20 protein-coding genes are annotated in these 22,288 nt (G+C 35.6%); 10 read left to right on the top strand and 10 right to left on the bottom strand.

Going from position 1 to position 22,288, the window contains the following annotated elements; all coding sequences use genetic code 11:
- Positions 1 to 97: 97 nt before the first annotated feature.
- From F6K23_RS19165 to F6K23_RS19155, 3 genes are all read right to left on the bottom strand, one after another.
- Positions 98 to 820, bottom strand: a complete 723-nt coding sequence (locus F6K23_RS19165; RefSeq protein WP_293158786.1) for a hypothetical protein — start codon at positions 818 to 820, stop codon at positions 98 to 100.
- 194 nt (positions 821 to 1,014) lie between these two features.
- A complete protein-coding gene (locus F6K23_RS19160) occupies positions 1,015 to 2,730 on the bottom strand; it encodes an extracellular solute-binding protein (protein ID WP_293158784.1) in 1,716 nt (571 codons plus the stop codon).
- A gap of 101 nt (positions 2,731 to 2,831) precedes the next feature.
- Positions 2,832 to 3,233 carry a transposase gene (locus F6K23_RS19155; protein ID WP_293158782.1) on the bottom strand — a complete coding sequence of 134 codons (402 nt, stop codon included), beginning with the start codon at positions 3,231 to 3,233 and terminating at the stop codon, positions 2,832 to 2,834.
- Between the two features lie 107 nt (positions 3,234 to 3,340).
- On the opposite strand from F6K23_RS19155, the gene F6K23_RS19150 reads away from it, so the two are divergent.
- Positions 3,341 to 4,993 (top strand): IS1182 family transposase, encoded by a 1,653-nt coding sequence (locus tag F6K23_RS19150; protein WP_293158780.1) that lies wholly within the window; start codon positions 3,341 to 3,343, stop codon positions 4,991 to 4,993.
- Positions 4,994 to 5,573: 580 nt separating this feature from the next.
- Here the strand turns inward: F6K23_RS19150 and F6K23_RS19145 are convergent.
- A complete protein-coding gene (locus tag F6K23_RS19145; protein WP_293158778.1) occupies positions 5,574 to 7,088 on the bottom strand; it encodes a hypothetical protein in 1,515 nt (504 codons plus the stop codon).
- A gap of 776 nt (positions 7,089 to 7,864) precedes the next feature.
- Between F6K23_RS19145 and F6K23_RS19140 the strand changes: the two genes are divergently transcribed.
- On the top strand, positions 7,865 to 8,371 hold the full coding sequence (locus tag F6K23_RS19140; protein WP_293158776.1) for a hypothetical protein: 507 nt from the start codon (positions 7,865 to 7,867) through the stop codon (positions 8,369 to 8,371).
- A 318-nt stretch (positions 8,372 to 8,689) separates the two neighbouring features.
- Here the strand turns inward: F6K23_RS19140 and F6K23_RS19135 are convergent, their stop codons facing one another.
- Both F6K23_RS19135 and F6K23_RS19130 read right to left on the bottom strand, forming a co-directional pair.
- Positions 8,690 to 9,028 carry a XisI protein gene (locus F6K23_RS19135; RefSeq protein ID WP_293158774.1) on the bottom strand — a complete coding sequence of 113 codons (339 nt, stop codon included), beginning with the start codon at positions 9,026 to 9,028 and terminating at the stop codon, positions 8,690 to 8,692.
- A 101-nt stretch (positions 9,029 to 9,129) separates the two neighbouring features.
- Entirely contained in the window at positions 9,130 to 9,435 is a 306-nt protein-coding gene (locus tag F6K23_RS19130; RefSeq protein ID WP_367267753.1) for an element excision factor XisH family protein, read from the bottom strand.
- Between the two features lie 68 nt (positions 9,436 to 9,503).
- Here F6K23_RS19130 and mutL point away from each other — a divergent pair, with 68 nt between their 5' ends.
- Positions 9,504 to 11,261: a DNA mismatch repair endonuclease MutL gene (gene mutL, locus F6K23_RS19125; protein ID WP_293158772.1), complete on the top strand. Its 1,758-nt coding sequence runs from the start codon at positions 9,504 to 9,506 to the stop codon at positions 11,259 to 11,261.
- Between the two features lie 539 nt (positions 11,262 to 11,800).
- On the opposite strand, the gene F6K23_RS19120 is transcribed toward mutL, so the two are convergent.
- A complete protein-coding gene (locus tag F6K23_RS19120; RefSeq protein WP_293158770.1) occupies positions 11,801 to 12,613 on the bottom strand; it encodes a YwqG family protein in 813 nt (270 codons plus the stop codon).
- Between the two features lie 88 nt (positions 12,614 to 12,701).
- On the opposite strand from F6K23_RS19120, the gene F6K23_RS19115 reads away from it, so the two are divergent.
- Both F6K23_RS19115 and F6K23_RS19110 read left to right on the top strand, forming a co-directional pair.
- Positions 12,702 to 13,526 carry a SirB1 family protein gene (locus tag F6K23_RS19115; RefSeq protein ID WP_293158768.1) on the top strand — a complete coding sequence of 275 codons (825 nt, stop codon included), beginning with the start codon at positions 12,702 to 12,704 and terminating at the stop codon, positions 13,524 to 13,526.
- A gap of 108 nt (positions 13,527 to 13,634) precedes the next feature.
- Positions 13,635 to 14,282, top strand: coding sequence for an alpha/beta hydrolase (locus F6K23_RS19110; RefSeq protein WP_293158766.1), 648 nt, complete (start codon positions 13,635 to 13,637; stop codon positions 14,280 to 14,282).
- A gap of 1,797 nt (positions 14,283 to 16,079) precedes the next feature.
- On the opposite strand, the gene F6K23_RS19105 is transcribed toward F6K23_RS19110, so the two are convergent.
- Entirely contained in the window at positions 16,080 to 16,538 is a 459-nt protein-coding gene (locus F6K23_RS19105) for an SRPBCC family protein (protein WP_293158764.1), read from the bottom strand.
- A gap of 91 nt (positions 16,539 to 16,629) precedes the next feature.
- Between F6K23_RS19105 and F6K23_RS19100 the strand changes: the two genes are divergently transcribed.
- Positions 16,630 to 18,297, top strand: a complete 1,668-nt coding sequence (locus F6K23_RS19100; protein ID WP_293158762.1) for a mechanosensitive ion channel — start codon at positions 16,630 to 16,632, stop codon at positions 18,295 to 18,297.
- A gap of 198 nt (positions 18,298 to 18,495) precedes the next feature.
- On the opposite strand, the gene F6K23_RS19095 is transcribed toward F6K23_RS19100, so the two are convergent.
- A complete protein-coding gene (locus tag F6K23_RS19095; protein ID WP_293158760.1) occupies positions 18,496 to 18,690 on the bottom strand; it encodes a hypothetical protein in 195 nt (64 codons plus the stop codon).
- Positions 18,691 to 18,814: 124 nt separating this feature from the next.
- Here F6K23_RS19095 and F6K23_RS19090 point away from each other — a divergent pair, with 124 nt between their 5' ends.
- The 4 genes from F6K23_RS19090 to F6K23_RS19080 all read left to right on the top strand — a co-directional run bounded on the left by F6K23_RS19090 (position 18,815) and on the right by F6K23_RS19080 (position 20,565).
- Positions 18,815 to 19,387: a DNA-binding protein gene (locus F6K23_RS19090; protein WP_293158758.1), complete on the top strand. Its 573-nt coding sequence runs from the start codon at positions 18,815 to 18,817 to the stop codon at positions 19,385 to 19,387.
- Positions 19,388 to 19,390: 3 nt separating this feature from the next.
- Positions 19,391 to 19,486 carry a hypothetical protein gene (locus F6K23_RS41940; RefSeq protein WP_367267755.1) on the top strand — a complete coding sequence of 32 codons (96 nt, stop codon included), beginning with the start codon at positions 19,391 to 19,393 and terminating at the stop codon, positions 19,484 to 19,486.
- Between the two features lie 77 nt (positions 19,487 to 19,563).
- Positions 19,564 to 19,857 (top strand): hypothetical protein, encoded by a 294-nt coding sequence (locus F6K23_RS19085; RefSeq protein ID WP_293158756.1) that lies wholly within the window; start codon positions 19,564 to 19,566, stop codon positions 19,855 to 19,857.
- 282 nt (positions 19,858 to 20,139) lie between these two features.
- Positions 20,140 to 20,565 (top strand): hypothetical protein, encoded by a 426-nt coding sequence (locus tag F6K23_RS19080; protein ID WP_293158754.1) that lies wholly within the window; start codon positions 20,140 to 20,142, stop codon positions 20,563 to 20,565.
- A 164-nt stretch (positions 20,566 to 20,729) separates the two neighbouring features.
- Here F6K23_RS19080 and F6K23_RS19075 read toward each other — a convergent pair whose 3' ends face one another.
- The gene (locus tag F6K23_RS19075; protein ID WP_293158752.1) at positions 20,730 to 22,169 is read right to left on the bottom strand and encodes a GTP-binding protein; all 1,440 of its coding nucleotides are present in this window, start codon (positions 22,167 to 22,169) and stop codon (positions 20,730 to 20,732) included.
- Between the last annotated feature and the right edge of the window lie 119 nt (positions 22,170 to 22,288).

Raw genomic sequence — 22,288 nt, 5'->3', positions numbered from 1 at the left:
ATTTAGGGGGCTTAAATCCAGAGCTGCTAGCTGTTAACGCAGTTCCTCTGCAAGAGGCTAGCTGTTTGCGGAGCATTCCGTCAGGAAATGCTAAAAGCTAATAGCTAGTTAAGAAATCAATATTTTCTTGAAAACTGCGAAGTTCTTGAGATAGTGCCTGCAATTCTTGTTGTTGTTGATAATTACTTAAATCAGCCATTCTCAGTTTATTTTGCATTTGTTGTAAAACCCCAGCCGACTCTTGAATCATAGTAGAAAGACTAATAACTTGTGCTTGTCTAGCATCTTGCCCTTGATTTGCTAGTTGAATATTTCGCTGCAAACTTGTTGCTAATTTAGTTAATTGTTCTCTGGCAATACCTCTACTACTAGACATTTTTGCTTCAACTTCATTTAATTGTCGCTGGAGTTCAGAAGTGGATAATAAAGAATCATCTCCTTGTAAACGTTTTACCATTTTGTCAATTTTTATCGGAAGTTCATAGGAGCGATCGCAAGCATATTGTACAAATCCTAAGAGTTCCATTTCTGGAGTTCCAGTCAGAAGTTTTCCAGCTTCTTGGCGAAGATTATTGGCTTTTTCTGCTAATAAATTTGCCTGCTGTTTAACAGATTCTATTTCTTTGACTAAAGCTGGATTTTTTAGTTGTATGGATTCAGATTTTGAGGAATTTAATAATGTTGCTCCAGCCGTGGAAATTAGGGCTGCGGTTGGTAACATAATTATGCTAGGTAAACCTACAAATCTGACTCCTACAATTAAAGTAATGCCACCAATTAAAATGGTAAGGGGATGATAAAGTGGGTTGACTAATTTCATAATTTAATTCCTTGATTTTTACTTCTTCCTTTCTTCTGCCTTTTTCCTTCTTCCTTCCTTATTTGATTCCTTCCTTATTTGATTCCTTGATTTTTACTTCTCCCTTCTCCCTTCTCCCTTCTCCCTTCTCCCTTCTCCCTTCTCCCTTCTTCCTTCTTTCCTTCTTCCTTCTTCCTTCTTCCTTCTTCCTTCTTTTAAAACTCTACTTGTAAATCTAACATTAATTTAGAAATAGTTTCTGGGTTGCCCTTGCGATAATAACCAGCATTTAATTCCGCAATTTTTTCCAAAACATCAGGATTAAACTCTCCTTCTTTACCATATCCAACTGTGAATAAAGCAATTCTCTGGTCAGAATTAAAACCACTTTTTTGTAATTCATTTTTTAACTGATTTAACTTAATTTGAGAACCAGAATCTTCCCCATCAGTTAAAATTAATATGGCATTAATAGCCTGATTTCTGAGATTTTGCTGTAACCAGTTACGAGCATAAAGGGTAGCATCATATAACATTGTGCCACCTTCAGCTTTCAAATTACTAATAAATTGTAGACCGCGATCGCGTCCCTCTGGAGTTCCATCAACTACTACTGGAGGCCGAATCATATTATCAAAATCAATCAGAGCAATTTGGTTATTAGGCCCTAGACTATTAATATAAGTTTGTAAAGTATTCTGAACAGCAGGTAATTTCGCCCCCTGCATCGAACCTGATGAATCAACTAATACTACGACTAATGAAGGCTTTTTGGCATACACCTGCCAAGATTTTAACATCGCCTCTACTACCTCTGGTTTTGGTGGGCGGTAGGAGTCATATTTAGCATTGGGGTCAACTCCAAAAGCCGGACTAATCTTCGTACCGAGGGGAATACCAGGTACAGCAGGCCGTAATCCTAAATCAGTAGCAATTTTTTGGACTTCTGGCGATCGCAAATATGCAATAATTTCTGTAGCAGCAGCTTTTTCTACCTCGCTTACCCATGGCGCATTAGCTACAATTGCTCTCATATTAGAAGTAAAAGTTGCTTGAGGATAAACTGCCCTGTATTTTGGTTGTCCTGGTTGCCGATGGGTATTAGCAGCAATTACCGAAGACTCATAAACCGAACCAATAGATGCCCAAAACGGCCCATTTTTGACCATTGATTTCGCTAGGGAACTGGTTGACTTACCGTAGCGAGTAATTTTACTTTGAATTTGTTGTACCTGATTTTGATAGCGCGTTACATCTGCCACTGTCATATTTTCTGGTCGCTTGCCAGATACTGATGCAAATTGAGATACAAGAGTTTGTAAACCTGAATTGGAGCGAGTGGGGGCGGTGTGAACGTAATAAATAGGAGTTGGTGGTGCAGAAGAGTTGATGTCGCGATGGATTTTTGCTGTCACTAGAGGTTTAAATAAATCATCAACATTTTCTATAGCATTGGCAATGTCTTCTTGTGCCATAAAAACCATCGGACTATTTGTTAACATTGGTGCATCTGTAATTTCTGGAATATAGTTTTGCCCAGGAAATAATTGTTCCATTCGATACTTCAATTGAGCATGATATATCTCACCATCCACAGAAATAATTGTGGGAAATTCAGGTGCATCAGCAGATAATATTCCGGTTTGAAATTGTTCTGCAAAAGACATGACTGTGGTTACTACATCCCCACTACCTTTAGCATCACAACTTATATAGTAAGAAGTACCATCATTCAGTTTTGGTTGTTGTTGATTGAAACGTTCTGCTGCTTGTTCACAAAAGTCTCCCAAAGCACTTCCCATTAATAGTTTAATTTCCAGACCTTGATTGTTTTTTGTGGTATTGGTATTGTCTGGTGTTGCACAAGCAGTTAACAGCATTAAGAGATAAATGCTCAGATATTTAATTTTTTGATTCTTTTTAGTAATCATAATTCGTGAATTTACGTTCTGGGGTTTGAGTAGCAACTGATACTGTTGATGAACTTAACAAAAGAGATGTATTCGCGAATATTATCCGCGAATATGTCCAGTTAATTATTTGATTTTTGTTTTGGTTGCTCGTCAAAACCAATGTCCAATAAATTTTGTGACAAAGTATCAATAGTACGTTGAATTTCATCAATTTGAGAACGTCTGACCACCTGCATTACTGCGGTAATATGAGCTTGACTACCAGGTTTTCCTAAATGCTTATATTTACTAAAACTCCTAGTCTCATTGGCTTTAGGAAAAATTGGCTCTTGTGCTTGAAGTTTGTAGTACCAATAAATGTTTTGCTGCTGTCGTACTTGATAGCGAGAAACTACTGTCCCTGGAGGAGCAACTTCACCTTGAGCAATAATTTGTTTTTTTTGGTTCTCAAGAGTAGCGATCGCGGATGTGATACGATCAATTCGTTCAATTTGGTCTGATGATGCTTGTTTTTGATTCATACAGGAGAAACATTAAGAAAAGGGGAAGATTATTCGCGATTTATATTCGCGAAGTATAAACTAAGTTTAACAAATGTTGAAAGATTGCGTAAGTCCTGATAAAGATTATGGCTCTACATCCTCAATCGATGAAACCTGTTCCACCCTTAACAAAAGAAATAGCACACCAAGCTTTTCCCAAAGGGAATCTCTACATGACCATTCGAGATGAATTAGGTATATTTTATCAGGATACCGATTTTGCAGAACTCTATTCAATTGAAGGACAACCAGCCTTGCATCCTGGGAATTTAGCATTAGTATGTGTGATGCAGTATATGGCTAATTTATCCGATAGAGGTGCTGCCGAAGCAGTAGCAGGCCGTATTGACTGGAAGTACGCTTTAGGGCTAGAACTAACCGACCCTGGTTTTGACTTTTCTGTTTTAAGTTTATTTCGCTCTCGATTACTCAGTGGAAGTAAAGAACAGCTCTTACTAGACAAACTTTTAGAACGCTGCCAAGAACTAGGATTCCTCAAGGCCAAGGGAAAAGCTCGAACTGATTCCACTCATATCTTAGCTGCAATTCGTAATCTCAACCGACTCGAATGTGTAGGAGAAACTTTAAGAGCAGCTTTAAATGCTTTAGCTATAGTAGCTCCAAATTGGTTGTCAAATGTAGTAGAAAAAGATTGGTTTGACCGCTACAGCAGACCAGTGGAAGAATCCCGTCTTCCTAGAGGAACTGAAGCTCGTACAATCATGGCACTCACTATCGGGTGCGACGGAATGAGAATTTTAGAAGAAATTTACGACAACCCAAATACACCTTTATGGTTATGGGAAATTCCCGCAATAGAAACTCTGCGAATTACTTGGATACACCAATATTGGATAGATAATGGTGAACTTCATTGGCGCAATCATCAAGACTTACCTCCTTCTGGGTTAAGAAGCAACTCTCCTTATGACACAGAAGCTCGTTATGGTAGCAAGCGTCATACCACTTGGATAGGCTACAAGGTACATCTGACGGAAACTTGTGACAAAAATCAAATTCATCTTATTACTAATATCGAGACTACCCAAGCTCATCTATCTGATGTAGACCAAACAGAAGAGATTCATCAATCTTTAGCTGACAAAGAATTATTACCTAAACAACACTTAGTTGATGCAGGTTATGTAGATGCTACTTTGTTGGTTGAGAGTCAGCAAAAACATGAGCTGGAACTAATCGGACCAGTTCGTGAGAATGTAAGTTGGCAATCAAAAGACAAAAATGCTTACGATATTAATCAATTCAAAATCAATTGGAAAACGCAGCAGGTTACTTGTCCTCAAGGAGTAAAAAGTACCAAGAAATGGAGTGTTCACAAAGATCAATGGGATAATACAGTTATTGGAGTTAAATTTCCCAGAAAGGCTTGTCGAGAATGCCTATTTCGTCATCTATGTACACGCTCGGCAACCGAGCCTAGAGAAATTACTCTGCGTCCAAAAGAGGAACATCTGGCTATTGTCAAAAGACGAAAACAGCAAACAAACAAAAGATGGTTAAAACAGTACAATCAACGTGCCGGAGTCGAAGGTACAATTTCTCAAGGTGTTCGTGGTTTAGGTTTGCGCAAATGCCGTTATGTAGGTTTGGAGAAAGTTCATTTACAACATATATTGACCGCAACTGCAATGAATATGATTCGCCTCGAAGCTTGGTTTCAAGGTGTACCATTGGCTCAAACTCGTGTTTCTTCTTTTGCCCAGTTAGCTCCTGATTAGCGAGCGATATCAAAGGGTGACAACACACCATCAAAGGTGGTGACAATAAGCAAATAGAATGAATAATAATTTTCAGTTAATCGCCCATTTTTATAGTCATAGCATAGATTTCGGAGCTTGGTACTAGCGATTATTAGAGGCAGAGCCAATAATGAAATCATGTTTCAATAATTGACTTAATAATCAATCTTGAAAGTAGATAGAGAACGGAGTTTTTGTCACCGTGAAAGAGATCGGAGTGAAGAGCTAGATTCGCGAAGATAAATCGCGAATACATCTCTTTTGTTAAGTTCATCAACAGTATCAGCAACTGTACAGAAAACCACGCTAAGGCTGAAATACTCACTATGAATGAGTTATAGGCTTCAGCATTTGTGAGGTTTTTGTATATTAATAAGTGTACCAATCTAACTTTAGTTTATTTGGTACAGAAATTTAGAACGATAAATCAAGGGTTTCAGACTTCTTTTGTCAGAGAGACTTAATTAGTACAGCGATCACAAATACTTTAACGGGGTTTCTTGCACAATTGCTACTCCCCCGAAGAATAAAATATGTGTTTTGCGGGATTAGCATCTTGCTATATAAACTTAAAATACCGATCAGCTTCTCTAAGAAAAATGCAAAATTTACGATACTCATTTTTTAGCATATTTGAAGGTCGTCCAGCCGGATCTTTTATGTCTGTGATTAGATATCTCATAATAGAAACAAGCTTGGAAAAGTTTGTTAGCTTGATTCCTAAATGAATATTTTTAAGTAAATTATCATTATTTGTAAAATCTACAGGTATTGGTCCTTCCCCTTTCTGATATTCTTGAAGAAATTTTTCTGCATAATTATAAATTTCTTCACGTAAAGGGTAAACATTTTCTCCGTTCATAAATTTTTTGACATAAAACTCACGAATAAATCTGTGCATGACAAATGCTATAGCTTCCAGTGGACTCCATGTTGTTGATACAGCCTCATAATCATATATTAAAAGACACTGACCATTTCTAAAAAAAGTATTATGGGGATGGCAATCATGAAGTAATGGAATATTATTTATCGGACGTTTTTCAATATATTCTTTAATTTCATTCCAGATAAATATGAAAAAAGATTCATCATTTTGACTTATTTTTATTGATGGTTTATTCATCATAATATCATCATCACGGATTTCTTTTATGCGTTCAAGCAAGCTTTTGACTTTAGCTTCAATTCTTTGTTTATGAAAAGTTATGGCAGGACGATTTCTGCTTAATTCAGTTATATCCAAATCTTGTGGTAAAGAAGAAATAGACTTCTGAAGCTTACCATATTGATATGCAAAGCTAATAAGCTCTTGAACTGTTTCACCTGTATAATGAGATACGTCTAAGGCAAATTTATAATATTCAATAAGTGTACCTTTATCCTCAAGGCTGTTTATTTTACAATAAGTAGCTAATCCTGATACTTGTGATGGTGATATTTCTATTGGACAAAGACACTCTGCTAAATCAGAATCAGCAAAAACTTTTTCATCGTAAATATATTTATTTATATACTGAAGAACTCTAAGAGTAGCCTCATCTTTTATACGTTTATGATATCTTAGAAGAAGATAAGTATTTTTAGAATATTGATTAGAAAAAAAACATAACTTAAAATTTAATGTCCCACTTTCTTCGTCGATTCTAGATATTGTCTCTAATTCAGAATCACCTAACTCTAAGGAATTAGGCTTAAATTCACAAACATGAGTCTTAATTACTGCTTCAGTTAGCTCATCAACCTTATTAAGCATGATCTCATATTTACTATGGTTGACAGCAATCCATTCTGTAATCAACTCAAAATTATCTGGTATTAAGTCACTATCTTTTTTTTGATAATTATCAGTGATTATTGAGTGAATATTGAGAGGAGTATACTTGTTCAATAAGTCTAGTCTTTGCAAAAGATGTACAAGACGATCAATATCAATATTATTTTCTCCCTTTAAGTATCTTCGTAGCTGTCTTTCTTCCAAAAACATATATCTGGCAAGTTCTTTGTAAGTTATTTTTTTTTCTTTGATAGTTTCTTCAATTACATTAATTCCTTTTTGACTAAGTTTTTGCATAGTTCGATCTCCTTTTGACAGGTCTATTAACGCATCTATAAGTAATCACCTTACATTGAAACCTTACTCTTTCGTAATCTTATTCCATTTTTCTCCATTTTTCTAGTGATTGTGGTTCACCATCTTTTTAGATAGTTGCTAGCTGAAACCTTTAACCTGTATGACGTAAGGTGGCTAAACTAAAGGTGAAAACGACTTGGAATAAGCAAATGATCGAGGTTACCTTCAAGAAGATTGCGGTGAAATCAGGTCATAATTGTAGCGGCTAGTAATAAGATCCTCTCCGACCAGCAATAAGGATCATTCCGGGCTAGGGTTACCTGCAACTGGATTTGTGTTTGGGCACTGACCTGGATTTTACTACCTATTATCATTAATATACTTTTATTGACAATTTTTTTGTCAAACTTTATATTATACCTTTTCTAAAACCTATTGAAAGGACATTTTTAATTTGGGGAGTCCAGCTCTACAAATTTTTTCTGACAATTTCCCCTTTGAGTTGATTGTTATATTGGGGTTGAACTGGCGAAGCTGTCATCAGGGGCAATTAGGATACAACGAGTTTGAAAACATGCTCTAAGGGTGAAAACGGCTTGGGATAAGCAAATGATCGACGCTACCTTCAAGAATGTTTGGGTGAAGAACAGATCATAAATAATGTACAAACTAGCGATCGCCGTGTCTGAAAGCCTGATTTTTTCGTGAGTTTGTCCTATTTATATTGCAATCACATGGCTTATAAAGATATGAGAAAGAAGATTCTTATTAACAAATTGGTTCACCAGCGTTTTGAAGAGATTTCCTTTAAATCTCGTTCATCTTTTGACAGGTGTATTGATAAATTGGGGAAAGATGGTTACTTAAAAGATGAGAAACTTCTGATAGGTAATTGTCTTTTCTCCTTCCAGGTTGATGATGATTGGAATGGAGTTTTCCACCGTCAAGAAAGTCGAAACTTCCTTGGGAGACAAATTCTTGAGATTAATGTTCTGGATTTAGTTCCCCACAAGGAGAGACCGCCAGATTATGAACCTCGATTTAATCTGAAAACGTCTGATTTAGCGCTAAAGGTTTTACCACCTTTGACATTATTTTTTAATCGCCCTGATGTTCAAATTTTTGTAGGAGTGGGAGCAATTGTGGTTTTAGCTTCTTGCCTTGCGATAATTTTCAACTATCAAGGCAAGATTAATTTGAAAATGGAGGCTAAAGATAAAGCAGTGACCGGGGAAGTCACTGTTGATGGTCGCAAGCTAAAAGAAGCTAACGACGAGAAGTAGTAAGTTTCAGGTCTTGATAGTTTGCCGACTTGCAAGACCCTATAATTTTAATATTAACAGGACTTACGCAACGGCGCTAATTATAGTAGTTATATCCGCAAAAATGACCAATTTATACACTAAATGTGGCGGTACTGCGTAAGTCCTGATTAACTTAAAGATTGTTTTGCTAAGGTAGTAAATTTACTTTATTTTAGGTAAATATAGCAAAGTTATCACTCTTAGTTAAGAGTTCTCTAAACTCTTACTTTGTAGCCATTTCAGAATAAGATTTAACAATTTTTTTATAGTAGTTTCAAGTAGATTATCGAATATCTATTAATAAACAGCAAAATCAGTAATTTTACGTCGCTCAACTGTTTTGAAAGCAAGTACAATTTGCTGATGAGGTATACCTAAATTAACAAGTTCATTGGCAATACCCTCCTCTGTGCCATCATGTTGTATCCAAATTTTTTGATTGATAATGTCGAGATGAATCAGAGTTCCATAAATTCGTCTACTATTTTGCCAACCTATTTCTATAAGTAAGTAATGGTTTCCAGTTTCATCTATGACTAATTGACATTGAGTTTCTGGGTCATTTCCGAGATATTCAATATACTCTTGTAAAACCTTAATAATTGCTTGCTTGAGTTCAATATTTAGGGTATCCATTTGACAATTACCTCTTTAGTGGGATTAAAGCTAACAAGACGTAATATTCGATCTTCTATTAATATTATTCCCGCTTCTTCTTCAAACACTGATTGACGTACTTATTCAGGAATAGCTAAGTATAATTTTCGCTCAGGTTCGTAACGATTTAAAATATGTTCATACAATACAAATTGACCAAGAGCTTGTTCTAAATCTTTCATTTCTGAAGCACTCCGAAAGCTTTTGACTTCAATAGCAATTTTTTCTAGTCCTTTTTCTGCCGCAATTAGACGTTCTGCACCTAAATCAACAAATAAATTTTTGCCCCTCGCTAGTTTAAGACGATATGGATCGTGAGTGATTGTCCATCCGTCTTTTTGAATAGCAGCTTTGACAGTATTATGATAATAATCGCGAGCTGACATTATGACTATTTTCCTTAAAAGTCCTTAGCTATGATTAATTATAGCTATTTGTTACTGCTTTTATATAAATGCAATCTAAAATTCAAACCTTACCTAAAGAAGTTGTCAATTTAATTGCTGCTGGAGAAGTGATTGATTCTTTAGCGGCAGTAGTACGAGAATTAGTAGAAAATTCTCTGGATGCTGGTGCAACTCGCATCATAATTTCTATCATTTCTGAACAGTGGCGAGTACAAATTTCTGACAATGGAATGGGTATGAATTTAGCTAATTTAAAACAAGCAGCTAATCCTCATAGTACGAGCAAAATTACTAATTTTCAAGACCTAACAAAAATTACCAGTTTGGGATTTCGTGGAGAGGCACTTCATAGTTTAGCTAATCTCTCAAATTTAGAAATATTAAGTCGCCCTAAGTCGCCTCTTTTAGAGAATGAAAATGAAGGTTGGCGTGTTGTTTATAACGAGCAAGGAAAAGCTGTTGAAGTTGAAAGAGTTGCTGTTGCTCCTGGTACTATTGTTAAGGTTTCTAATCTTTTTGGAAAATGGCCTGTACGCCGTCAAGGAATGCCTTCTTCGGCACAACAAATGCGAGGTATACAATTAGTTATTCAGCAAATAGCGCTTTGTTATCCTGATGTTACTTGGCAAGTTTGGCAGGGTAGTAAGTTATGGATACAAATTAGTCCTGGCGCTACGGCAAAACAAATGTTACCTCAAATTTTATCGACGGTAAGATTGGGCGATTTACAGTATATTCAACAAGAAATTGATGAACAAGAAGCGGAAAAATTAAATATATCAAATTTTTCCCAATATCAAGATTCTCAATTTTTGGATAGACAATCATTAGAATTAGTCTTAGGTTTGCCAGATAGATGTCATCGGAGACGACCAGATTGGGTGAAAGTTGCTATTAATGGAAGAGTGGTAAAAGTGCCAGAATTAGAACAAAAAATTATTAGTTCTTTGGCGCGGACTTGCCCTCGCGATCGCTATCCTATATGTTTTATTCATTTCCAAATTTTTCCTCATCAAATAAATTGGAATCGTCATCCGGCAAAAACAGAAGTTTATCTTCATAACCTGAGTTTTTGGCAACAACAAATCGAGTTAGCAATTGCTAAGGCATTACAATTTAGTATGGAAGTAATGCCAGAATTTCCTTTATCAGAAAGGGTAGAAAAAATATTAAAAGTATCTGAAAATACAGGGAATTATCAAACTCGTCGGTCGATACAAGTTTCTCCAGATAATACAGCAGAAAAAAATCAAGAATTTGGATTGATAGAACTCAAAGCGATCGCTCAATTACATAATACTTATATAGTGGCTGAACATCCGAGTGGCATTTGGTTGATCGAGCAACATATTGCCCATGAAAGAGTTTTATATGAAAAATTATGTGATGCTTGGGAAATAATTTCTTTAGAGCCACCAATTATTTTACATAATTTATCTTATGGTCAAATAGAACAACTTCAACGCTTAAATATAGAAGTAGAAACTTTTGGAGATTTTCTTTGGGCAGCTCGTAGTGCTCCGGCAATTTTAGCTAAAAGAAATGACTGTGCTGAAGCTTTAATTGAACTGAGTAATGGTGGTGATTTAGAATCTGCTAAAGTAGCTACTTCTTGTCGTAGTGCTATTAGAAATGGAACTCCTTTAAGCTTGCCAGAAATGCAAAATTTATTAAATCAATGGCAACTTACTCGTAACCCTCGTACTTGTCCTCATGGCAGACCAATTTATTTATCTTTAGAAGAATCAGCTTTAGCTCGTTTCTTTCGCCGACATTGGGTAATTGGAAAAAGTCATGGTATTTGAAGGAAGAAGGAAGAGGGAAGAAGGAAGAAGGAAAGAAATAAGGAACATTTTATCCTAGGGGTTTGCTTTCCCAATCCACCGCAATAGCGCAAAATAAATCAGAAATTTGTAATATTTTTTTCTAGAATTAAGGAAGAAGGAAAAAGGAAAGAAATAAGGAACATTTTATCCTAGGGGTTTACCTTCCCAACCCACCGCAATAGCGCAGAATAAATCATAAATTTGTAATATTTTTTTCGTAGAATTAAGGAAGAAGGAAAAAGGAAAGAAATAAGGAACATTTTATCCTAGGGGTTTACCTTCCCAACCCACCGCAATAGCGCAGAATAAATCATAAATTTGTAATATTTTTTTGTAGAATTTTGGTTTCCAAAATCAAAGGAAGAAGGAAGTTTTAATATTTTTCGTAGGCGTTTGGTTTCCAAATCCAAAGCAAGAAATTGTAATTTACAGAACTGCCACAAAAAAATATTTAACTGTCTATAGATTCATCTATTTTCTTTATTTATTTTTCCTTATTCCTTCTTTTTTCTTCGTTTTTAATGACAACCCCAATTATAAAGAACTTGAGAAAAATCTAACACTTTTAATTGAGACGGTTTAATGAAAAAATTACCAATTCCTACATCTCCCCAACAGATATTATGTATTTCATCATCATAATCTGAATCAATTTGTAATAACAAAATATAATCCTCATGTTCAGGATAGAAATAACGAGGATCTCCTTGAATAAAATAAGGATTACCCCCTACCTGATGCACACTTTCATCAATCAACAAACACTGACAATACCATTCGTCGTAAATATCTAGGAAATCACGATTAAAATTAGGAAAATGCTGATCGAAAGCTCCATCCAACCAATATATTGGTGCATACGAATGGATAAAACTTAAGCTAAATTCACCCTCTATAGGACTATAAAAAGTAGTTCCCTGATGCTCTTCTAAAAAATCAAAATCTGTTACTAAATTATTAACGTTTTCGACAATTAGATCAAAATATATAATTCTGAAGCCATCTTGATTAGTTTGATCATCATAATCTAAACCATATATATCGTGATTAGCATCTATATAAAATTGTAAAATTCCTTGAGCAGGAAAATTCTCTAACCTAGGCATTTCTGAAAAGTTAAGTTGGGCTAATAACTTTAAATATTCACCATTTTTATTAGTGGGATAATCAATTGTTCGAGGTAAATAGGGAAGTCCTCCAAATTTACTTTCCCACCATTGGGTAGAATTAGGTTTAATATCAATTTTTAAATAAGGTTTAATGCTATTAGCGATCGCTTCATGGTAAGGTTCTAATTCTTCAGGTAAGTTGATATCAAGTGACGATTTCATAATTATGTCGTCCTATAGATGATGTAGTGATAAAATTATAACCTACATTTCCAAGTCAAAAATAATTTTAATTATAATTAGGTCTAATATGAATTATTCCCAATATCAACAGTTATTTTATTCAGTAATTAATCAACCTGATGAAAAAATAGATTTAGCTAAAGCTGCTCTTTTTTTAGCTTTAGAATACGAACCAAAATTTGACCCCTATGAATATCTAAATGCTCTAGATACCATGGCAGATGAAGTTCGAGAAAAACTACCAGAAACACTTTACCCTCTACAAATTATTAAAGGTATTAATAACTATCTCTATGATGATTTAGGTTTTGCTGGAAATACAATTGACTATTACGATCCACGGAATAGTTTTCTGAATCAAGTAATAGAAAGACGCACTGGCATTCCAATTACTTTATCCCTAGTTTATCTAGAAATTGCTAATAGAATTAATTTTCCGATGGTTGGTATTGGAATGCCAGGACATTTTTTAATTCGACCTGATTTTGAAGAAGCTGGCATATATGTAGATGCTTTTAATCGAGGTGAAATTCTTTTTCCTCAAGATTGTCAAGAAAGATTGGCCAGTATTTATGGTCGAGCAGTAGAGCTACAACCTCAGTTTTTGGCAAAGGTAAGTAAAAAACAATTTTTAGCACGAATGTTGACAAATCTTAAAGGAATTTATTTGAACCGAAATGAGGGGTTAAAAGCTATTGCAGCTATCGACCGAATTTTATTATTATTTCCTGATGCAATTGTAGAAAAGCGAGACCGAGGCGTATTATATTATCAGTTAAATTATTGGGCAGAAGCTCGTCAAGATTTAGAGAGTTATCTAGTAAATCTTCCTCAAGCAGAGGATGCAGATATAATTAGACAATTACTGGCTAGGATGAGTCAAGATTTATAACTGAATATGGCAAATTTGGGGAACCCCATCTCTCATATTTCAGACCTTATATACAAGAGTGAAAATACATTGAATAAATGTAGTTATTAATTTTTGAGGAATAGCAGAATGAAAAATATTTTAAATTCAGGGGAGTCGAACAATAAATCCAAAAAGTTTGGTGATTTTAGGCAAGGAATATCAAAGTTTTTCTACCTTTTTTTTGCCGGGTTTTTAGCAATTATTAGTAGTGTTTTAATCTTTACTGCTCAACCAGCAGATGCTATAGATGAAATTAAAATTACCTATGACGGTTTGAATATACCTATAGCTATTGCCGACCTAGTAACTTTTGCTGAGACAGGAGAACAGTCCGAGCAATTAAAATCACTGTTTTTAACTGCAAATGCTACTCAGGAAAATATTGATACAGTTCGGGAAATTTTAAATTATAAATTAGAAGTTGAAGCTGATTTTGTAAATACATTATTAGAATCGCGTTATGGCAAACTTGGTGTGGAAGAATTTAGTCGTTATTTTTCTCCAGATAGTAACGTATCTCAAGTAACTAACGATATTATTGATACAGTTAATCGAATGATTAGTGATGGAGAAATATCATTTTTAGAAATGGTGCAAGAGTTTAAATGGACAGATAAAATTGTGATTGATGCTAAAGGTATTGAAACATTTTTTGTAGAGACTATTGATTTTGCTAAAAGAGGACTAGATTTTCTAAAATCCCAGCCACAGGTACAAAAATTATTCTGTGAGTAGTCTACAGGTTAGGAAGGTAAAAAAAGCAAGAAAGAAGAAGGTTAATTCTAAATTATTTCAGCTAAAATTAATATTTTTCACTGAATAATTAAGGTTGAAAGCCTCTTCTTTTAAGAAAGCAGAAGGCAGAAATCAAAATTTTCGTTGTCTGAATTTTAAGCTTTTGATATGTCAAATACAGTCATGGTGACTAGTATAATTATTAATTGTTGAAAACCAATTTGTTGTCAGAATTTTTGAGAAATTTCACCCGAGTTATGCGCAGAAAGTAAGAAGATAAAATTGAAAATAAGGAGTTTACCTCAAGGGGTGACAAGCACTTCAAAACTATTGTTTGATCAGGGTTTCCAGGATATCCACTCTGTCAAAAATTGAGGGTTTTTATGGGAGTGGGATCATCATTATTAGTGAGGGTGTGGGTTCGCGATCGTGAATCCATACCACAAATTACATTGGTTCATTGTTCAACCAAATGCATCCTAGAACATTTATGTAAGTTAATTTAAAATTGTTTAATCATCATATGAAAGGTAAGACGTTGGGTGTAAATAGTTAAATATTATCTAAGATTGACAGAGCTTTTAATCCCCTGTGATCATCAGAACTTTTTTTGAGGATTCAGGTTAATTATCTGTTAACAATATCAACTAAATAATCCCCAGCAATCCCCCACAGATCACCATACATACGTACCCAAAAATTGCATTTGGGTCGGTCTATTGATATAAGTGGACCAATTTTTTTGACCATAAAATGTGACTGATGTCTACTATCAATAATTGAGATAAAAATCAACTAAAATTAAGGACAAGGGGTTGGTTTGCTTTGTAAACCAACCCCTTGTCTAAAAATGATGATCATTATCAAACAGGAAAAATCTTGATTTTATACAGAGGTATAGTCCTTGAAATAGTTATCCAACAATACTTTTGAGGCGCTTGTCACCCCGTGAGGGAGTTTACTTTGTATTCTTTCTTATTTTTCCTTTTGTTGTATAAAATCCCAAGATCTGAAACACAAATATAAGTAACTTAAGGTGGTACTTTTTTTATTTTAACTGCTTGAATGAATTACTCAAGTGGAGATAAAAAATAAGAAGTACCTGCACCTAAATTATCTATTTTTGACACTCTCACCGTTAAATCTCGCGATTATAACGTGAGATTCTTGTTTTGCTGGCGCAACACTACGCGTTTTCGGTGCGGAATGCTGCGCAAATATGTCGCGGAGCGTTGAAGTAGCAGTCAGCACTCAGCTATGAGCAGTTAGCTTTTCAAGGTGTATAATGGGGGATACTCAATAGAAGCCGCTCCGCGTCTACAAACCCCCAGAAAAGGAGCACCACTAATTTTTTCAAATAAGCGTGGGGGACTATTACCCTCGAATTTTTAGCGCTCCAGCTAAATACTGGCAAGGGTCGCATTCCGGAACCTCCAAGCTGATAGCTAGTTAACGTTTGCGGTAGCATGACCTTAGGAAAGTTGTGCGCCAGCTAAAGATAGATTCTTAACTAGGCAACAAATCAAATAAACTCAGTTCCACTCCCGCTACTACCATCTCCACAAACTTTCTTGCTCCGTCTTTACGCCCTCGAAAACCTCAGGGCAGGCGGTGCGTTTTTATCGGGCCATGTGTCCCACGGCTATTAATACCATTATAACGCTAAAAATGTGCGCCCGTATTGTTCAATTATTTTTCTGGTTGAAATTTATTAGGGGCTGTCTGTGTGGGTTTCCCGCTCCGTTTATAGGCCTCGTCTCACAGTTAAATAAGAGCGATTATAACTGGAGTCCCATTTCAACATTTATGATAGTATTGTTCTTCTGCTACTCTCTTCAAACGTCGCAGTTGAGCTTCCATATCTGCTTTTGTCCATGAGGCAGCAAACTTATTAAAACCGAATTGAATTACAGGATTCGGTATCTCAAATTCAAAACGATTTAATAAACAAGTACCTTCAGCTTCTGGTTGACATTCCCAGCGATCTCGACCTCGAAAAAAGCCCTTAAACTCCCAGACAATTAAACCAGGTTCTCGTTCTGCCACAACACTATCTAAAGATGGATATAAAAAGGGAATATTTATGATAAATCTACTACGACTTCCCACAAATGTATCCCATTTGCCCACAGGTTCACAACGTAACATTGGATTTAACCACTTGTGCATGAGAATGTTATTAGTAATACAATCCTCTACAATAGTGGCACTGGCACGAATTAAAATAGATTGCTCAAAAACTTGACTAAATGACATAGTTACCTTCAAGCTATAAGGCATATATTGGTAATCTCATTAGGTTGCTAATTTAAAGTAAAAGTAAAGGTCACATTAACCCAAGAAAACCATGAATGGCACTTGGCAAATTATTACACAATCAATTAGTGAGCCAATTCAGGCTAATTTAATGTTAGCCTCAAATATTTTGGCACAAACTGAAGCAAATCCTGTAGATATAGTGTCCCAAAATTTTAACAAAATCTTAATTTTGGACATAGTAACAGCAATTGCAATTCTAGTTGTAGGCTGGATAGTGGCTTCGATTATCTCCAGCTTCCTTGGAGGACTATTCAAGAAGACCAATATTGATAACAAAATTGCTGGTTGGGTAACAGGTAGTGAGGAACAAGCTCAGAAATTACCAGTGGAGAAATGGATCTCCTCTTTGATTTTTTGGATCATCATGATCTTTGTTCTGATAGCTTTCTTCGATAAGCTCAACCTCACGGCAGTTTCTGAACCTCTCAATGCCTTCCTCACAGAAATAACTAGCTTCTTGCCTAGTATAGCGGCTGCCCTAATTTGGCTAGGTATTGCCTGGTTAGCAGCAACTATAGCTAAATTAGCAGTTGGCAGAGGGCTGAAGACATTTGGCTTAGATGACCGTCTCAACCAGGAAGTTAGTGATGGACAAACAGAAAATCAAGTAGAAATTAGCGATACTATTGCTAATGCTATCTATTGGTTGATTTTCTTGCTATTCTTGCCTGTAATTCTGGAAGCTTTGCAACTACAGATTGCTCTACAACCTGTTCAGAACATGGTTGACCAAATCTTGCAATCTCTTCCCAGAATTCTCAAGGCTGTTATTCTAGCTGGAGTAGGTTGGTTACTTGCTACTGTGGTGAAGAAAGTTGTTACTAATCTTCTAGCTGCTACAGGTGTAGACCAAATGGGTAGTAGGTTTGGTATGAGTCAAACCACTGGCAGTCAAAATCTTTCTTCAATTATTGGTACAGTAGTTTATGTATTGATTTTGATTCCTGTAGCGATCGCTGCTCTAAGCGCTCTGGATATTGAGGCCATTACTACTCCAGCAGTGGCGATGCTCAATGATATTCTGACGTTTATCCCGAAAATCTTTGCTGCTACTGTGATTTTAGTAGTTGCTTATTTTGTTGGTAGATTTGTTAGCGATTTAATTACCAACCTTCTGACTAGCATTGGTTTCAATAACCTGTTCAATTGGCTTGGTTTGAGTTCAACCCCCCCATCTACACGGCCAGCTTCCGATCCAAATGCCACTGTAATTCAAGGTGAAACCGATACTCCTGGAACTAAACCTACTGCGCGGACCCCTTCAGAAATTGCTGGTATTGTAGCTTTTGTGGGCATTATTCTTTTTGCCACAGTTTCAGCTACCCAAGTTATGGAGTTGGAAGCTCTGACCTTAATTGTCAATGTTGTAATTTTTATTGGTGGTCGGGTTCTTTATGGTTTAGTAGTATTGGCTATAGGTCTATACTTGGCTAATGTTGCTTATAATTTAATCACCAGCTCTGGTAATGCTCAAGCTCGACTTTTGGGCCAGCTAGCTCGAATTGGGATTATTGTATTAGTCTCAGCTATGGCCTTGCAACAAATGGGAATTGCTCCTAGCATTGTGAATCTAGCTTTCGGACTTTTCATGGGAGCAATGGCAGTAGCTATTGCTTTAGCTTTTGGTTTAGGAGGACGAGATATTGCTTCTTCTAAAATTCAAGAATGGTTAGAGCAGTTCAAAAATAAGAATTAATATTCAATCAGAGTTTTACCAAAATTCTTGATTTGGGAGAATGGGAAATTCAAAAATTCTATAACCCGTTCTCCCTAAGTTTAAAGTTGAACTATATCTACAAAGTCACAAAAACATTTAAGGATTTATCTCAAAAATTCACAGATAACTGATCGGCTTGTATAACTTATTCTGTAGACTCTTTACTATTTCCTGTTACTATTTCCTGCTTCCCCTACAACAAGGCACGACATAGATTTCAGGAGGAGGAGTTCGTGGAGTTGGACGAATATTTAGAAGGCTTTCTCCACTATTAATTGCTCCTTGAAGATTTTCCCGCAATACTGCCTCGTTACATTCACTATATGACTTAATAGATTCGGCATATCTTAAAGCATCTACTAATTCGGCCATTTGATTATAAAATAATAGACCATTTCGTAATCGGATTTCGTATGATATGATATTTTTGAGGTACTTTTCAAGTTGCGTCCTCACAAGATATTTTTTATCCTATTACTAAAACGATCTAGTTTTTATGACTACAGAAGTTCGTACAACAGAAGCAGCATTTTTACTCAATATATCAACAGGTAGACTGCGGATACTACTACAACAAAATAGAGTAGTAGGAGCCTACAAAGTTAAAAGATTATGGATGATTCCCCTCAACAACCGAGGAGTACCAGAAATTACACCTGGTCGTCGAGGTCCTGAAGGAACTTGGAATAAGGCTGAACGTACAGGCAATACCTTTATTCATGTTTTACGAAAGACTATTGACTATAACCGAGACAATAAAACTTCTCATCCCGCAATTGCTGTAAAAGTGGGAGATAAAAAAAATTATTGCCACGCCCTAAAAATTAACGGACCTTGCCAAATCGTTTATCAGCCACATCAGCCAAACAGAAATCAGGCAGGCGGGGCTCGTCTGTGGATTGAGGTTGAGCCACAACATCAAGTAGAACGAATTTATTTTTCAAGAGGAGATTACGGTCCGCCTCCGGAAGTTATCGAGCAGAGGCAAAAGTTTCAAAGGAAGAGGAAAGAAAAAGATCAAAAGCATTCTCAGAATAAGTTTTCGATAAAATCAAAGAAAAAATCTTAGCCTATTGTTCCTAAAATCTTTGCTGCTGTTGTAGTTCTGATTATTGGTTACTTTGTTGGTCAGAAGGATATTTATGGAGAAAATTTACAAATCATATAGGATTACTACATACTTTTGCGAATTACTAATTTATTAGAAGTTTAATAACCAGAAAAACACCTTTAACTTCCTTGTTTATGATTACGGTAGCTGTTTTTATTAATACTTTTGCTATTAAAATTTCTAGCTCATATGCTACTCAAGATTTCAGTTTGACTATAAGCGGAAGTTTTCTTAGTAATTTGATGGAAAGTATAGGTATAGGATTTTCAGTAGGATTGCTTGGATTATTTTTTCGTCTAGTGAATATTCAAAAAGTAGTAGTGGGAAGAAAAAAAGCGATGATTGATTATTATGTATTAAATGGCTCACAATACATTAACAGAGCTAGTTTTTTCTATGAATTAGAACAACTAATTAGGGTTTGCTGAAAAAGTCTTATGGGTAAGGGTAGGAGACAGGAGACAGGAGACAGGAGACAGGATAAATGGGAATTATAGAGGAGGTAGGAGGAAGAATAATCAAGGGATTATTCTGCACAACTATGCACCTAAAATGCTAATTTTTTGAACCATTACGACCTAAAAGCTTGGACTTTTTTTAACTAAAAAATGCTAAAATCTTGATATGTCAATGCTTTTATATTTAATCAGCAAACCCTAATTAAAAAACATAGAAGATTTACCATAAATTATCCTACACTTGATAAATATGTGAACAACAAGTTAACTGAACTTTTTACAATATATAAAGTCAAGAGAGTTTTTGTAGACGGAAATGATGAGGATGAAATAGACAATATTTTAGCAATAGCTGATGCACTTGGATGGGCTGCTGGTGGTTATTTAGGAGCGGCAGAATTACCAGTTATAGCAGAGGAAGGAGCTACAGCTCTAGCTGAGAATTATGGAGTTGAAGCTTTGGCAAATATTATCTTTAAAATAACGGACGAAGGATTGCAAGTTTTAGATCCTATTACAGGATTGACTCTCAGAGTAATAGGTGGTGTAGCTGGAGGTTTTATTGGTAGAAAAATTAGTACTTTAGCTACAAGAAAATATATCGTGAGAACTTCTATATCTACAGAAAAACCTCAACAAGATTTAAGACGCGACTTAATATTTGAACCTGTTCGTTAAAAAATTTGGCATTTCTGAATCAAGGTATGAAAATAAAAACTGAACAATTTCAAATATTTGTTATTCAATAGTTTAGCAATTGCCAACAAATACAAATCATACCCACGCATCAGCAAGACCAAACATTTGAGTACCATTAATGACCATTATGCTCAATCTAAGTCTTACCTGTTGTCTTTTTCTAAACTGAAATTTTTGATTTTCAACTTATTAATTAACTCTTCCTTAATACGACTAATAATTGAAGTTTCATCCAAAGATTCTAAAATATGACTCACTACAGCTTTTGGACCTTCTTCTCCCCAAGATGCACCATTAGCAAGATAAGTTTTGGTTACTTGTCCAATTCCATAAGATGATAAACCTCCTACTGCTGCTTGAGTCACTGCTACGGACAAATAAGGCGCTAGAGATAACCCACCAGTAGCAGGTGCAGCTAAACCCAATAATCCTTTCACAGAACTTAGTCCCAGATTTGCCACTAATTCACTAGCTGTAATGCCACCCATACTAATGGCTATCTTTTGTAGTAAATCTATTGCTCCACTTTGGCTCATTTGAATTCCATACAATTTTGATAAAGTCAATATCATAGCTACATCAATTACAGCTCCACTGAGAATATCTACCACAGTAACAGGATTAAGAGCGATCGCCATTGCCTTGGCCATTACAGCTTTCCAGATTACTTGATTAGCACTTTGTTCGCGAATTTCTATTTTCCGGCGCACCAACTGCTCATTGACATTATCAGCGTAGAGCATACTATTGAGAGCTACCAGAGATTTACCTTCTTGGTCTAATATTTCTAATATTTTTAGCTTTAAATCTTCTATCTGGGGTTCTCCCCGCTCCATCTTTACGGTAATATTACCGTCGGGTTGTCGTAATGCCTTAGCTACAAGTGGGTAAGCTGCTGCCATGACTATTTCGTTGGGAGATAGTAGCTCACGGACTCGCTCATCTCGAATTTTATTGTATATAGCTAGTCTATCTGCTTCTGGATACTGGTCTATTTTATTAAATACCAACAACATCGGTTTACCAGCATCTCGTAATTGGGAAAGAGCTTCATATTCTACTTGGGTAATATCTCCTGCCACAATAAATAAGAGTAAGTCTGCTTGCTTTGCCACCTGTCGGGCCATTAGTTCGCGAGTTTCTCCGTCTACTTCATCAATACCGGGAGTATCGATAAGTTCAATTTGGGATATTCTGTAAGAAACTAGAGAGGTATCAGATGAGGATTCTGTTTCTTCTAAGTTATCTGTCCCTAATTGCCATTGCTTGATTTCTGTAATTTTAGTCACACCGTGAATTGGACCTGTTTCAAATACTTTTTCACCTAACAAAGCATTGAGAACTGAAGATTTACCTCTTCCTACCATACCAAATACGGCAATATGTATAGAAGCTTTTTCCAGTTTTTCTAACATTGATTCTAAACCAGAAATTTCTGAGTCTAATCCTGTTCTTTCTTCGGGAGTTAAATCTATATTATCTACGATTTCTTTTAAAACATCTTTAGCGTTGCGAATGTTAAGTTCTGCTTGAATATCTGCAAAGCTTAATATTGTATTGTCTAGTTCTCGATCTAGATTCATGTTTGGATGGTTTTCATTTAATAACTAATACTCTATTCTAGTTTTTCATTTCAACTTCATTGAAGAAGGCAGAAGGGAAGAAAAGGGTAAAAGGGATAAAGTTTTTTATAACTGATTAT

Source organism: Okeania sp. SIO2C9 (assembly GCF_010672455.1).
In the GTDB taxonomy this organism is placed as follows: Bacteria; Cyanobacteriota; Cyanobacteriia; order Cyanobacteriales; family Microcoleaceae; genus Okeania.
This window is presented reverse-complemented; position numbering and strand designations above follow the sequence as displayed.

Coding starts and splice junctions, on each gene's coding strand:
- F6K23_RS19165 (WP_293158786.1), bottom strand. CDS start 820: ATGAAATTAGTCAACCCACTTTATCATCCCCTTACCATTTTAATTGGT.
- F6K23_RS19160 (WP_293158784.1), bottom strand. CDS start 2,730: ATGATTACTAAAAAGAATCAAAAAATTAAATATCTGAGCATTTATCTC.
- F6K23_RS19155 (WP_293158782.1), bottom strand. CDS start 3,233: ATGAATCAAAAACAAGCATCATCAGACCAAATTGAACGAATTGATCGT.
- F6K23_RS19150 (WP_293158780.1), top strand. CDS start 3,341: ATGGCTCTACATCCTCAATCGATGAAACCTGTTCCACCCTTAACAAAA.
- F6K23_RS19145 (WP_293158778.1), bottom strand. CDS start 7,088: ATGCAAAAACTTAGTCAAAAAGGAATTAATGTAATTGAAGAAACTATC.
- F6K23_RS19135 (WP_293158774.1), bottom strand. CDS start 9,028: ATGGATACCCTAAATATTGAACTCAAGCAAGCAATTATTAAGGTTTTA.
- F6K23_RS19130 (WP_367267753.1), bottom strand. CDS start 9,435: ATGTCAGCTCGCGATTATTATCATAATACTGTCAAAGCTGCTATTCAA.
- mutL (WP_293158772.1), top strand. CDS start 9,504: ATGCAATCTAAAATTCAAACCTTACCTAAAGAAGTTGTCAATTTAATT.
- F6K23_RS19120 (WP_293158770.1), bottom strand. CDS start 12,613: ATGAAATCGTCACTTGATATCAACTTACCTGAAGAATTAGAACCTTAC.
- F6K23_RS19115 (WP_293158768.1), top strand. CDS start 12,702: ATGAATTATTCCCAATATCAACAGTTATTTTATTCAGTAATTAATCAA.
- F6K23_RS19110 (WP_293158766.1), top strand. CDS start 13,635: ATGAAAAATATTTTAAATTCAGGGGAGTCGAACAATAAATCCAAAAAG.
- F6K23_RS19105 (WP_293158764.1), bottom strand. CDS start 16,538: ATGTCATTTAGTCAAGTTTTTGAGCAATCTATTTTAATTCGTGCCAGT.
- F6K23_RS19100 (WP_293158762.1), top strand. CDS start 16,630: ATGAATGGCACTTGGCAAATTATTACACAATCAATTAGTGAGCCAATT.
- F6K23_RS19095 (WP_293158760.1), bottom strand. CDS start 18,690: ATGGCCGAATTAGTAGATGCTTTAAGATATGCCGAATCTATTAAGTCA.
- F6K23_RS19090 (WP_293158758.1), top strand. CDS start 18,815: ATGACTACAGAAGTTCGTACAACAGAAGCAGCATTTTTACTCAATATA.
- F6K23_RS19085 (WP_293158756.1), top strand. CDS start 19,564: ATGATTACGGTAGCTGTTTTTATTAATACTTTTGCTATTAAAATTTCT.
- F6K23_RS19075 (WP_293158752.1), bottom strand. CDS start 22,169: ATGAATCTAGATCGAGAACTAGACAATACAATATTAAGCTTTGCAGAT.